The 13,015-nt window shown below is 34.3% G+C and carries 19 protein-coding genes; 6 read left to right on the forward strand and 13 right to left on the reverse strand.

Annotated features, from left to right (window positions below):
• The first annotated feature begins 20 nt into the window (after positions 1–20).
• Together NOX90_RS05805 and NOX90_RS05810 are read left to right on the forward strand one after the other, a co-directional pair.
• A complete protein-coding gene (locus NOX90_RS05805) occupies positions 21–734 on the forward strand; it encodes a Bax inhibitor-1/YccA family protein (protein ID WP_182309587.1) in 714 nt (237 codons plus the stop codon).
• Positions 735–1,271, forward strand: coding sequence for a cytochrome c oxidase assembly protein (locus NOX90_RS05810; RefSeq protein WP_375603882.1), 537 nt, complete (start codon positions 735–737; stop codon positions 1,269–1,271). It abuts the gene before it with no gap.
• Positions 1,272–1,351: 80 nt separating this feature from the next.
• On the opposite strand, the gene NOX90_RS05815 is transcribed toward NOX90_RS05810, so the two are convergent.
• On the reverse strand, positions 1,352–2,062 hold the full coding sequence (locus NOX90_RS05815) for an ankyrin repeat domain-containing protein (RefSeq protein WP_375603883.1): 711 nt from the start codon (positions 2,060–2,062) through the stop codon (positions 1,352–1,354).
• Positions 2,063–2,180: 118 nt separating this feature from the next.
• On the opposite strand from NOX90_RS05815, the gene NOX90_RS05820 reads away from it, so the two are divergent.
• Positions 2,181–3,158, forward strand: coding sequence for a quinone oxidoreductase family protein (locus NOX90_RS05820; protein ID WP_375603884.1), 978 nt, complete (start codon positions 2,181–2,183; stop codon positions 3,156–3,158).
• A gap of 229 nt (positions 3,159–3,387) precedes the next feature.
• Here NOX90_RS05820 and ispH read toward each other — a convergent pair whose 3' ends face one another.
• The gene (gene ispH / locus NOX90_RS05825) at positions 3,388–4,317 is read right to left on the reverse strand and encodes a 4-hydroxy-3-methylbut-2-enyl diphosphate reductase (RefSeq protein ID WP_375604620.1); all 930 of its coding nucleotides are present in this window, start codon (positions 4,315–4,317) and stop codon (positions 3,388–3,390) included.
• 20 nt (positions 4,318–4,337) lie between these two features.
• Here ispH and NOX90_RS05830 point away from each other — a divergent pair, with 20 nt between their 5' ends.
• Positions 4,338–6,164, forward strand: coding sequence for a peptidoglycan D,D-transpeptidase FtsI family protein (locus tag NOX90_RS05830; protein WP_375604621.1), 1,827 nt, complete (start codon positions 4,338–4,340; stop codon positions 6,162–6,164).
• Between the two features lie 2 nt (positions 6,165–6,166).
• On the opposite strand, the gene NOX90_RS05835 is transcribed toward NOX90_RS05830, so the two are convergent.
• Entirely contained in the window at positions 6,167–6,475 is a 309-nt protein-coding gene (locus NOX90_RS05835) for a hypothetical protein (RefSeq protein WP_375603885.1), read from the reverse strand.
• Positions 6,476–6,650: 175 nt separating this feature from the next.
• A complete protein-coding gene (elbB, locus tag NOX90_RS05840) occupies positions 6,651–7,358 on the reverse strand; it encodes an isoprenoid biosynthesis glyoxalase ElbB (protein WP_375603886.1) in 708 nt (235 codons plus the stop codon).
• Between the two features lie 137 nt (positions 7,359–7,495).
• On the opposite strand from elbB, the gene NOX90_RS05845 reads away from it, so the two are divergent.
• A complete protein-coding gene (locus NOX90_RS05845) occupies positions 7,496–7,639 on the forward strand; it encodes a hypothetical protein (RefSeq protein WP_375603887.1) in 144 nt (47 codons plus the stop codon).
• Here the strand turns inward: NOX90_RS05845 and NOX90_RS05850 are convergent.
• The gene (locus NOX90_RS05850; RefSeq protein WP_375604575.1) at positions 7,611–8,069 is read right to left on the reverse strand and encodes a transposase; all 459 of its coding nucleotides are present in this window, start codon (positions 8,067–8,069) and stop codon (positions 7,611–7,613) included. The genes NOX90_RS05845 and NOX90_RS05850 overlap by 29 nt on opposite strands.
• Entirely contained in the window at positions 8,012–8,377 is a 366-nt protein-coding gene (locus NOX90_RS05855) for a transposase (RefSeq protein ID WP_375603639.1), read from the reverse strand. The genes NOX90_RS05850 and NOX90_RS05855 overlap by 58 nt, the downstream gene beginning before the upstream one ends.
• 54 nt (positions 8,378–8,431) lie before the next feature.
• On the opposite strand from NOX90_RS05855, the gene NOX90_RS05860 reads away from it, so the two are divergent.
• Entirely contained in the window at positions 8,432–8,863 is a 432-nt protein-coding gene (locus NOX90_RS05860) for a hypothetical protein (RefSeq protein WP_375603888.1), read from the forward strand.
• 620 nt (positions 8,864–9,483) lie between these two features.
• Here NOX90_RS05860 and NOX90_RS05865 read toward each other — a convergent pair.
• From NOX90_RS05865 to NOX90_RS05895, 7 genes are all read right to left on the reverse strand, one after another.
• Complete coding sequence (locus NOX90_RS05865) at positions 9,484–10,035, reverse strand: 5-formyltetrahydrofolate cyclo-ligase (protein ID WP_375603889.1); 552 nt, start codon at positions 10,033–10,035, stop codon at positions 9,484–9,486.
• Entirely contained in the window at positions 10,019–10,639 is a 621-nt protein-coding gene (locus tag NOX90_RS05870) for an oxidoreductase (protein WP_375603890.1), read from the reverse strand. The genes NOX90_RS05865 and NOX90_RS05870 overlap by 17 nt, the downstream gene beginning before the upstream one ends.
• 100 nt (positions 10,640–10,739) lie before the next feature.
• Positions 10,740–11,879, reverse strand: coding sequence for a SurA N-terminal domain-containing protein (locus NOX90_RS05875; protein ID WP_375603891.1), 1,140 nt, complete (start codon positions 11,877–11,879; stop codon positions 10,740–10,742).
• Positions 11,880–12,016: 137 nt separating this feature from the next.
• A complete protein-coding gene (locus NOX90_RS05880; protein ID WP_375603892.1) occupies positions 12,017–12,202 on the reverse strand; it encodes a hypothetical protein in 186 nt (61 codons plus the stop codon).
• 2 nt (positions 12,203–12,204) lie between these two features.
• Positions 12,205–12,561 carry a transposase gene (locus tag NOX90_RS05885; RefSeq protein WP_375603641.1) on the reverse strand — a complete coding sequence of 119 codons (357 nt, stop codon included), beginning with the start codon at positions 12,559–12,561 and terminating at the stop codon, positions 12,205–12,207.
• Entirely contained in the window at positions 12,467–12,664 is a 198-nt protein-coding gene (locus NOX90_RS05890) for a transposase (protein ID WP_375604568.1), read from the reverse strand. The genes NOX90_RS05885 and NOX90_RS05890 overlap by 95 nt, the downstream gene beginning before the upstream one ends.
• Positions 12,607–12,972, reverse strand: a complete 366-nt coding sequence (locus NOX90_RS05895; protein WP_375603639.1) for a transposase — start codon at positions 12,970–12,972, stop codon at positions 12,607–12,609. Before NOX90_RS05895 ends, NOX90_RS05890 begins: the two co-directional genes overlap by 58 nt.
• Between the last annotated feature and the right edge of the window lie 43 nt (positions 12,973–13,015).

Below are 13,015 nucleotides of genomic sequence, written 5' to 3' on the forward strand. Positions count from 1 at the left end.
TGGACAAAAGGAGTTATATTATGTCTTACATGAGAAATGAACAGGATATTCGCTCTCAAGGCGCTTATTATAGTGCTGGGCTTAGAAGTTACCTAACTAAAGTATATAATTACATGGCTTTAGCTTTAGGTGTTACAGGGCTTGTCGCGTTCCTAACGGTGTTTTCAGGTCTTTTTCAGGTAATTCATTCTAATCCAGTCCTATTGTATACAGTAATATTTTCTCCACTTGTACTAGTGTTTTTTGTATACCCTAAAATTCTACATCTTAGTGTTCAGTCTGCATTCACCATATTTTTTGCGTTTGCAGTATTAATTGGAATGTCTTCATCCTATATTTTCATAATTTATACTGCAGAAAGTATAGCAAGAGCATTTTTCATTACATCAATCATGTTCGGCTCTATGGCTTTGTATGGTAACATCACAAAAAGAGATCTAACAAGTATGGGCTCTTTTTTGAGAATGGGAGTCTGGGGATTAATTATAGCATCTGTAGTGAATTTGTTCCTTGGAAGTGGTCCACTCGATTTTGCAATATCATTCATATCGGTGATAGTGTTTACTTTAAAAACTGCATCTGATGCTCAGAGAATCAAGGATGTTTATTACAAGTATAATGATGGTTCAGAAGCTGCTACTACTAAGCTGGCAATACTTGGTGCAACTAGTCTTTACCTAGACTTTATCAATATATTTCTCAGTTTGCTCAGGTTACTTAATAACAGGGACTAAATGTTCTCCTTTTTAAGGAAGAATAACAAGAATTCTATAGTTTTCTTTTTAATATCTTTAGTTGTGTTGATGCTATGTCTTGCATATGCATCGGTGCCACTATATAGCATTTTCTGTAAAGCTACTGGATATGGTGGCACAACAAGAAAAGTAACTAATGCAACAATAAGTGCAACTGACCAAAAAATCAGGGTCCACTTCAATGCTGATATAATGTCCGATCTACCTTGGGAATTTAAATCAGAAACTAACTACGTTGATGTAAACATAGGAGAACAAAGTTTAGCTTTTTATTACGCAAAAAATCTATCTGATCAGCCTTCATTTGGTATGGCAGTATATAACGTTACGCCTTTCAAAGCAGGTAAGTATTTTAATAAAGTTGCATGTTTTTGTTTTGAAGAACAAATGTTGCTACCAAAACAAAAAGCTGCTATGCCCGTATCTTTCTATATAGATCCTGAGATAATGCTTGATAGTAATACAAAAGATTTGAGCGAAATAACACTATCATACACGTTTTTTAAGCTTAAGTAATAAACTTTTTCCTATTGTCATCCAAGCAGCGTGAGCTGAAAGGAGTGTGTTGTTATTCAAATAATGATTATGTAACAGATCTATTGAATTGAGCAGGAGCTCTTATTTGCTTTTTGTGCACTGACTTTCTGTGTCTCAGTGTTTGGTATTGCTGAATCAATTAATTCCCATCCTTCATTATTTGCTTCACAAGCATTCCAACATTGAGCCAATTCCTTATTATTTTTTACAGAATCTGGCATTTCTATGTTGGGATTTTTTTCTAATGTATGCTTAATTAGAATCTTACAGCAATCTTCGCAGTTAATTGACTTATCTGTACCATATAATTTAGTAACGCAATCTAAAGCGGTATTTCCACCGTAGTGTTCATGTGGGCTATCACTTACCCCAGCTTCTATGAGAGCCTTTAACATGTCTGGAGAACGCGTCAAAGCGCAGGCATGTAAATATCCTTTTTCGTTTTGCACGTTAGCACCTGCTTTTATTAAAACTTGTGCTAGATTTGGTAAAGCGCAAGGTTTGCAATTAATAGCAATAGAAAAAAGACTGTCTATTGGAAAGTCATCATAATCTTTCAAATCAAATTTGTGATTAATATCAAAACCTTTTTTTTCCCAAGAAGTGTGTAAATATCTATAATAGTCTTCTTTTTCACCTGGAGTTCGCATTCCACTTTCTAGCCTTTCTTTTATTTTTTTTATTACATTACTAGTATTTAAATCGTGATCTTTATCCACTTTATGCAACACATTACACAAAACACTATAAAGCCAAGTTTCTCTATTCATTATAATTTATACCTTAAAACTATTAATATACACTTATGTAGTATATAAACTCTAAATAACATTTTGCAAAATATTAATTGTTAGATAACATAATCAAAGTTTTTATCTTACATTCATCATGGTTAGAGCTATACAAATAAAAAAAACTGGGGGAGCAGAAGTATTAGAATTTGTAGATAAGAATATAGGTGAGCCAAAAGGCGAGGAAGTTTTAGTACGTCACACAACTATTGGCTTAAATCGTTATGATTTAGAGCACAGAAAAGGTACGCGCAAAATTAAAAATTTACCATCAGTGCTTGGGGTAGAAGCAGTGGGAGTTATTGAAAAGCTTGGTAAAAAAATCAGTGATGGATTGAAGGTTGGAGATAGAGTTGGATATTGCACAGCTCCTCCAGGGGCATATTGTGAAAAGCGCGTTATACACCAGAAATATCTGATAAAAATTCCAGATGACATATCTGATGAAGTTGCTGCTGCAGTGCTGTTTAAAGGTATGACAGCTCACTATTTAGTTAATCAATCTTATAAAATTAGGCCTGGTGCTTTCGTGCTAGTTCATGGGGCTAATGGTGGTTTAGGACAAATAATATGCCAATGGGCAAAGGATAAAAAAGGTGTAGTGATAGGTTCTGTAAGCTCTGATGAAAAAATGAAGATAGCTTTACAAAGTGGCTGCACATACGCAATAAACTACAATGATAAAGACTTCGTTTCTAAAGTTATGGAGATTACGCAAAACAGAGGAGTAGGTGCAGTGTATGACCCCATAGGCTATACTACAAGCAAGCTCTCTTTTGAATCTTTAGGCAGGTTCGGCATATACGTTTCCTATGGGCAGATATCAGGTAACGCTCCTATTAGTTTTTCTTTACTTAGTTCACGCTCGTTATTTGCAACTGGAACTTCGATATATCATTATAAGCATGATAGATTCACATTAGTGCTTACCACAATGGAAATCTTCGAGATGATAAGAAAAAAACTTTTAACTGTACGGATCAATAAAAAATATAAATTTGATGAAATAATTCAAGCTCATCGCGATATGGAAAATAGAAAAGCGAGTGGATTAAATATTATCAAAGTTTCTTAAGTAAATTAGTAATTTAAACTAACCATTCATTAAATTATATCAACTAGAATTTCATATATTTAATTCTCCTTTTGGGGGAATTAAAAGCATATAGCTAAACTGACTTAGATTTACCGACAACCGTCATCCCGCTACTTGTTAGCGCCACTGCGGTATGACGTCTTAGCTATAGATGCTGGTTTGTATGCTCCCAGTAATTTCAAGAGAAGCTTAGTAGATAAGTTGTGTTTTAAATCAAATTCGGTATTTTAAACTGAACATTTTCAATAATACCACCTGGCATAACTGAAATTTTTACACTCAGGTTTACTTTTAGGTAGTCCATTAATTCATCAACCAATATGTCAGGAGCGGAAGCACCTGCAGTGATTCCTATCTTTTCTACGCCCTGGAACCAGCTTTTATTCACACAGCTATAATTATCAATCAAGTAGGCTTTTTTTCCTCTGGCAGTGCACAGATCTAATAAGCGGTTTGAATTTGAGCTATTTTTACTTCCTACAACTAACACCATGTCTACAATTTCAGCTAGCTTTTTAACAGCATTTTGTCTGTTTTGCGTTGCATAGCATATGTCCTTTAAATCTGGACCTGTTATGCTTGGAAACCTGAGCTTCAGGGCAACAATAATTTCATGGGTATCGTCGATGCTTAACGTGGTTTGTGTAACATAAGATAAATTATCTGGATCTTTAACTTTTAAATTGCGTACGTCCTGCACAGTTTGCACTAAAATGATAGGATTATTTACTCTTCCTCTAATTCCCTTAACTTCTGGATGGTTTTCATGCCCAATGAGAATTAATTCTTTACCACTGTTTTCATACCTTTTTGCTTCTTTATGCACTTTACTGACTAAAGGACATGTTGCATCAATCACTTGAACACCCTTTCTTTTTGCCTCATCTTCTATATTTTTTGATACTCCGTGCGCGCTGAAGATCAGTATTCCTCCATTATCTTCAATTTCCTCGATACTGTTCACAAAAACCACTCCTTGTCTCTTAAAGTCCTCTACTATATATTTATTGTGAACAATTTCGTGTAGCACATAAACTTGGCACTTGTTTTTGTATTTTTCTAAAGTAACAGCTAATATGTCCACGGCTCTTTTTACCCCGGCACAAAAACCTCGCGGCTCAGCTAAGATGATTTCCATTTTTGTCAAATCAAGTAAATATGCAAGCATTACTTAAAAATAAGCTCCGCTCACTGTGTTTTATAGTACCATTATTTACGTTTTATATAATAATTATTTTTCGCATATTCTCTTTCACATTTGATCAACTTACTACTTCAGAAAATTTTAGAAAAGATAATATAGTACATAAACAACCCGATATTTTAGATAGAAATGGAGTGGTAATAGCAGCAAATGTGCCCACAACATCACTATATATAGATGCAACCAAAGTAAAGAATCCGGAAAGTATAGCAGCACAACTGTGTTCTACTTTGCATGATCTCGAATACAAGAACTTATATAGAGTACTTACTTCAGAAAAGAAATTTGCTTGGATAAAGCGGCACTTAACTCCAAAAGAACTGTTAGCAATAAAAAACGCCGGCGTGCCAGGAATAAACTTCTATAACGATGTAAAACGTATATATCCTCACAGTAATTTATTTTCACACGCGCTTGGTTACACTGACATAGATGGCAACGGTATTGCAGGAGTTGAGGCATATATAAGTAAAAACAAACAACATTCTGTTATCCAAGTACCTAATATACAGTTGTATGAATGTTGCAACTTGAAAGCAATTCCTGCACAGCAATTCCCCACACAACAGATCCAATGCGTGACACTGGGATCCAGATATAAAAATACTGACAAATTACGTGATGAACAACGGATTCCAGAAAAATATGTCAAAAGCAATGTTTGTGATGAAATTGCGCATAAAACTGGATTCCAGTGTCAGTGCACTGCAGACCAAGCTTCTGCACAATCTTCTGTCATCCGACAGGGATGGTCACGCTCTGCTGATCAATATGTTCAACTATCCTTAGATACACGAGTGCAAAGCATAGTACATGAGGAACTAACTAAAGCTGTAAGCAGATATCAGGCACTTGGCGGAGTAGGAATTATTTTAAATGTGAGAAATAGTGAAATCATCTCGATGGTCAGTCTACCTGATTTTAATCCCAACTTACAGAATAAGGCAGAAGACGTACAAAAGTTTAATCGCGCCAGTCTTGGGGTGTATGAGATGGGATCGGTGTTAAAATTCTTTACAATAGCCGCAGCGCTTGATGCAAACGTTACAAAAATCAGCGATTTATATGACGTATCAACACCAATCACCATTGGAAAGTATAAAATTCAGGATTTTCACAAATCTAAAACTCCCAAAATTACTGTGCAAGATATATTTGTAAAATCATCCAACATTGGTGCAGCAAAAATTGCAGTCAAATTAGGTATTGAAAAACAAGTAGAGTACTTTAAAGCTATGAAGCTATTTTCTCCTTTAAAAATAGAAATACCAGAAAAATCTACACCGATAATCCCGGATAAATGGAGTGAAAGCACTTTAATAACTGTATCTTATGGTTATGGCATAGCTGTAACTCCCATACATCTTGCACAAACTGCAGCAGCATTAATCAATAATGGGATATTTCATAACGCAACCTTGATGTTGAATAAAAGAAGTATAGGAGAGCAAATTATCTCAAGAAGAACTTCCAGGGAAATGAGAAAATTATTACGCGCAGCAGTAACAGATGGCACTGGCAGAAAAGCAAAAATGAAGGCATATTCAATAGGAGGAAAAACTGGATCGGCGGAAAAAGTTGTAGATGGTAAATATAGCAAAGATGCAAACATAGCATCATTTATAGGAGTGCTAACTATGCTTGACCCAAGGTACATAGTGCTAATTGCTATTGATGAGCCTCAAGGGATGCACCATACCGGGGGAGTAATTGCTGCACCTATAGTAAGGAACATTATAAATAGAATAGCACCTATACTAAATGTTACACCTGAGATGTAAAATTATGATTGCTTTACTATAATTTCAAATTTATCATTACCAAAATCCTTATTAATATACCAAGAACCATCATCTTTAGTTACAAATTCAAGACCTTTAAGGTCTCTTTTTATTGTCTTTCCATTTTGACCATCGATAGCGATATTAATATCGAATGTAATAACGTCTAGATTTATCATAGCTTCTTTCTCGCTGCATGAATTTAGACTGAACTTGCCTAACATGACATCATTAAAACTCACCTCCCCTTTATAGACATCACACTGATCGTCCACACAACACGTAGTTTCAATATAGAAAAGATCTGACATACAAAATACCTTAAAAAAAAGAACTAAACATATATGGCCACTACACCACACCGCTAACAAGTAGTAAAGCGTCGATAAACCTAAGTTACTTTAGCTACGTAGCCATAATACAGCTAGAAATGTAAAATTCAACAGTTAATTGTGTGATTAATAGAGAAGTCTTATTTAGTACACCTTATAGGAATGGCTGTTTAGTTTTTTTGTTAATCTTTTTTACCATGCTGTCAATCATATGCTTTATCCCTTGATATACGGAGTATGTACTTTCGTCACTACGCATATAAGCAGAACAAGAAAATACATTATACTCTTCATCTTCTATTGATAACCCTGTATCGCACTTTATGTGTTCGCCGCCAAGCTTCTCTATCAACTGTTCTTTGTCATCTCCTACAGTTACCTTAACTTTATTTTCTTCTTTACCTATCTTACTACTTAAAATTGAAACGATGATAGCTGGAGATATGCATATCGCTCCTATTGGCTTTTTTGTAACAAAGAATTCTGAAACTAATCTTTCAAATTCAGGCATTACTGTCACCATGCCTTTATTTTCAGCTAAGTCAGATAAATTTTTTGCAACTCCGTATCCACCAGGTACAACTAGCATGTCAAAATTTTCAGCTTTTGCTTCTTTTAAGTCATATATTTCGCCTCTTGCGATTCTTGCTGCTTCCACAAGTACATTCCTTTTTTCTTTTGTTGCCTCTTTTGTTTTATGATTCATAACTTGTGTGATATTGATATCAGGTGCAAAGCATTTAACATCCACTTCCTGCTGATCAAGCACAAGCAAACTTAAAACCGCTTCTCTTACCTCTGCACCGTCAAGGTGACCACACCCTGATAAAACCACAGCAGCTTTTAATTTTTNTTCACCCATAAAGTACCTTAATTTCATGTAATCTAGATATTTTAATACAAATTCTATATTTGGAAAGAGGTTATTATATTAATTATCTCATAATTATTATAATATAATTAATAATTAGTATATATAATTAGGCATATTTATAGTTGATGGAGTTGAATATGGTAGAAGGTGGTGCAGTAGATACTGGCAACAGTGAGTATCTTACCCAAGGTGTACTTGAAATTATTCAGGAAAGTGAAGACTTAGAGCATGTCTTCAAACTCAAGAATGAGCTAATTTGTGAAGCATAATAGTGATCATATTAAAAAAGATGTTATTTTTTGAAGTGAGAGGAGAATGCTCATAATCCTTACTCATACGTCTAAAATTGGAGAGCCAAGCAAAGGTTCTCTCAACAATCCAACGTTTAGGAATAACCTGAAATCCTGTATCAACTACTTTCTTGGTAATCGTCAACAAACATCCAGTTTCCAATAAACAGCGGTTTTGCAATTTACCTGTATATCCTTGATCAGCAAAAAACTTACGTAATGTTGGAGCTTTGCATTTGGCTTGAACAAAAAGATTTAGTGCACCATCACGATCTTGAATGCTTGCACTGTGTACTTCAGCAGCAATTACAAGACCTAGAGTATCTACAACGATGTGGCGTTTTCTACCCTTTACTTTCTTGCCAGCATCATATCCTCTGGATCCCCTTTTTGAGTGGTTTTTACTGATTGACTGTCAATTATTCCTACTGATGGAGTTTCATTCTTACCAATTATCTTTCTTAGTTTTTTAACTAGAAAATCATGAATTTCTTGCCATATTCCACTTTTTTTTAAACGCGAATTACAACTATACACGGTTTTCCATGGTGGAAAATTCTTAGGTAGTTGTCTCCATTGACAGCCTGTTCTCATCACATACCTTATTGCATCGATAATCGTTCTGATACTGTGTTTTCTTGGTCTGCCGGTCTTTTTAGGTTCAAAATATTGCTCTATCATCTTCCATTCTTTGTCACTTATATCGCTTGGGTACATTTAAAATATATCTTATAACACACTTCTTAACTCCTTTCTACTTAGTTTGAAGACATGCTCTTACAAGAAAAAATAAAAAGTTTTCTGGATGAAAATAAAGATCTAAAAGATCTAGATTTAACTAAAGAGGGAAGCGTAATTCTTTTATTAAGTAGTAGGAAAAGCGAAGAATTTTTGGCAGCTATGTCAAAAGGATTATCTAAAATAGAAAAATTCAAAAAACTAGCTGAGCAAGTTGGTAAAAATCGAGTAATGGAGAAAAAGCTGGAAGCTTTAGGTAATCGATTGTTAATACAAGGAGTTATAAGTGGAGCAGCATTTACAACATTGACAGGTGCACTAGCAGGTACATTGGCAATAGGAGGAGTAGCTGGTGCATTAATAATTGGAGGAGCAGCATTAGTAGGATTTGTGGCACTAGTTGCTATAGCTGCTATTGGTTATGCTATATATCAGCATCGAAGTGAGATAAAAGAAAACGTGTAGATAAGGGTGCCAGTAAAGCAACCCAGNGGTACAGTTGAATTTGGAAAAGCAGTGAAAAGTTTTGTGAAAAATATAATCGATAAATTACCTAAAGTTCAAGTAAGAGAGAATAATTTTAGTAGATTAAAAACAAACGTGCTTGAAACTATTGCAAACATTAGTCTTAAAGATAACACAGACGTTAACATTAAAGAAGGCCTTGCTGATAGGCAAAAAATATTAGAAATGCTTCAAAATGAAGGGCAGCGATCTGCTATACAAGAGTTAGTAAAGAATGGAACCATTGAAAATTTTTCAGAAGATGACATGAGCAGACTTATGAACAAAGGTCTTAGTACTCATGTAGCAGATATGGAAAGATCTAAAGACACGGAAGAATCTAAAAAGAAAGGATTTCACATTCTTATGGATGAATTTCAACCTGCAATTATGGCAATTGGTAGTGACATANNAAAAGAGGTAGAACAAAAAGTTAATGAGAAAGCTCAGGAAATGAAGCCAAATTCTCACTTAGGTATTTCAAGTGCTGCACAAGTGAGTGAAGGAGAAATCACAAGATCGAGTTGATGCATTTGAGGAGCGTTTTGACGCAAAAATTACTATTAGAAAGTGGGGTTACGCTACTCCTTTTTATCCACTTTTTTGAGCAATCCACCTCCACATCTAACACACATCTCAGTGATTATAATATCCAATTTTTGATCATGTTTTTCTACAGGTAAATTTTTACAATATTGTTTCTCATAGGCTACACCTATAAATATTTTTCCAAGCGGTCGCAGTTTTTCTATCATTGTATCATACCAACCACCGCCAAAACCTAATCTATTAAAATGATCATCAAAAGCAACAACAGGAGTAATGATTGTATCGGGAATTACATCTTCATTTGTTTCGTTCCATCCCTCAAATCTTAGTAACTGATTTTTATTAGGAATTGCTACTTTATAATCTAAATCGAGTAAACTATGCATCAAAGGCACAACATCTATTTCCTCATCCATTGGAATGTAAGCTGCTATTGTTTTGCCTTTAACGTAGCTTAAGTTCTGATTAAAGAGATTAATAAGGGAATTTGCCGCATAACTGGAATAACTTTCATCAATATCTTTTCTTATAGCTCTATATTGCTCTCTTATTTCCTTTTTGTGCTGTTTAATATCTTTGAACATGATCTATCCATTTTGCAGTAAGTTTTTCTTGTAAACTATTTTGCTTCAAGCGCTCACTTAAAAAGTCAAAGTCAACACACTCCATATCCTGGTCTTGATTACTGCAGCTATAAACAAAACTCCTTTCTCCTGTTTTCGCATTTATATGTTGCTGCACACACTGAGCGCAGATTTCTTTCATCATACACTGCATAGGAGAATTAACTGACGATATTGCTATGTGACTTGACTTCAGATATGGCTTTAAAATTGTTTTTCTAGCTTCATTTACAGCTTTCATCATTTTATCAGAACCAATAGTGATAATTTTATCTATGGCGTTCAAATTAATACCTAATCTTCCTTGTTGATAAGAGACTATTGCATCAACTATATTACCATGAAAGGATTTATCTTGATCTCTGCTTGTTTCTATCAATCCTTCTTCACATGCCCAAACTACTGCATTTGATGCACGCTCTATCAGTGCTCGTTTAAATACATCACTTAATTTCTTATAGCCAGCGAAGTACAAAACCTTATTATTATTTTCAAGACACGCCTTCCCTATCGAAAACAATACTGCATTTCCAACTCCACCACCAATTAGCATTATATTCTTCATGTGCTATTTTAACTGCATTTGTTCAAATTTTTTGAAATTTTATAGAACAAAGTAATTTATATTCTGTACACAAAGACAGAGACAAGGACACTCTCTGACTTCAACTATACCGGTAACTGACAGCTGAATTTTTACGCATATCATCTAATAACAAGTTGCTTTGTATCATAATCTTTTGTTGGTACATTTTCTGTTTGATTGCTTCTATATCCGCTACATTACTCTTGATATCACACAACATCATTAACTTTGCAGTGCCATTTTCTCTTAATTCTACTATTTCATTCACACTTGTTTTACTAAATAAAATCTGTAAATCAGGATTTAAATCTCGCATTTTTATTTCAAACTCTTTTGCGTTTGGCAACTTAAAATCATCTGCTAATTTGTCAAAATTTAAACAATTGACCTTTTGCTCTTTAAAATTATTCAATAAGCTTTCTGAACCTTCAACCACAATCTGTTTTAATTTTAAAGTGCTTTCCAGCAGTGCATAATTAAGTTGTACCTTGTCTATGACTTTTATAATAGAGTAACCTTCACTGAAACTGAATGGACCTGCTATATCGCCGGTTTCTAGTCTTTCTAAAACGCTCTTAAGTTTATCTTTGAGCTGACTTAAATTAACTGTTGCTTTACGCATCTTTATTGGAGATTCCGGGTTATTACTATTACGTAATTTTTTTACTAAATCTTCAGCTACGCCATAAACATCCTTGTCTTTTTGATCAGGAATTACAAACTCTTGGAACGTGATAAGATAATCCGGCTTTTCTGTTTGCCTTTTTACATCATCTACTTCTTTATCGCTTATATTAATAAATGGCACAATTCTTACTTCAATAATTTTGCTCCACAGTAACTGACGCTTTATTTGTTTTTTTATAGTATTGAGATCTATGTTATGCTTCTTTATATATTGATCAACTTCATCGGCCTTAGTTTTTAAGCTTTGGGTTAAGAATAACGTGACAGCGTTATTTAATTCTTCATCGCCTAATTCTATATTCAGCCTCTGCGCTTCGCTGATAATGATGATTTCGTCTATTAGCTGTCTTAGGATTTGAGGTTTTACTTCTTCGCGATTAACACTCTGATTGCCAAGCAATGAATTTATAAAATTGACGCGTTTTTCAATATCTAAATTTGAAATCGGCTCACCATTTACGTCTGCAACAATCTCAATTGCAAGCAACCTAAGCGGCAACATTATTAATAGTAAAATTAATATTTTATGCATATAAGGCTATTCAGCTAATAACCAATTCTATAATAAATGCTGAGTGAATGCTAGCTAACTTTTTAATAACCATCTAAGTATAGTTAGCTATAGATACAGGAAATAGGTCTTTTTGGCTACAAATGCATAATTTATTTCTATATTCTGTGTTCGAGTGCTAAGTTTGCAATGAGTGTCTTATCAAGGTATTGCCCTGGTATAAAGCCTTTACTCTTATATCCGATATCGCATAATATATTAATATCTTTAGATATTTCATAGCGGGTATCTATAGTAAACATAAAACCGTTTTTAGGCTTTTCTCTATAAGAGCATGTCTTCAAACTCAAGAATGAGCTAATTTGTGAAGCATAATAGTGATCATATTAAAAAAGATGTTATTTTTTGAAGTGAGAGGAGAATGCTCATAATCCTTACTCATACGTCTAAAATTGGAGAGCCAAGCAAAGGTTCTCTCAACAATCCAACGTTTAGGAATAACCTGAAATCCTGTATCAACTACTTTCTTGGTAATCGTCAACAAACATCCAGTTTCCAATAAACAGCGGTTTTGCAATTTACCTGTATATCCTTGATCAGCAAAAAACTTACGTAATGTTGGAGCTTTGCATTTGGCTTGAACAAAAAGATTTAGTTGCACCATCACGATCTTGAATGCTTGCACTGTGTACTTCAGCAGCAATTACAAGACCTAGAGTATCTACAACGATGTGGCGTTTTCTACCCTTTACTTTCTTGCCAGCATCATATCCTCTGGATCCCCTTTTTGAGTGGTTTTTACTGATTGACTGTCAATTATTCCTACTGATGGAGTTTCATTCTTACCAATTATCTTTCTTAGTTTTTTAACTAGAAAATCATGAATTTCTTGCCATATTCCACTTTTTTTTAAACGCGAATTACAACTATACACGGTTTTCCATGGTGGAAAATTCTTAGGTAGTTGTCTCCATTGACAGCCTGTTCTCATCACATACCTTATTGCATCGATAATCGTTCTGATACTGTGTTTTCTTGGTCTGCCGGTCTTTTTAGGTTCAAAATATTGCTCTATCATCTTCCATTCTTTGTCACTTATATCGCTTGGGTACATTTAAAATATATCTTATAACACACTTCTTAACTCCTTTCTACTT

Origin of the sequence: Wolbachia endosymbiont of Anurida maritima (genome assembly GCF_042182995.1) — a bacterium.
GTDB lineage: Bacteria > Pseudomonadota > Alphaproteobacteria > Rickettsiales > Anaplasmataceae > Wolbachia.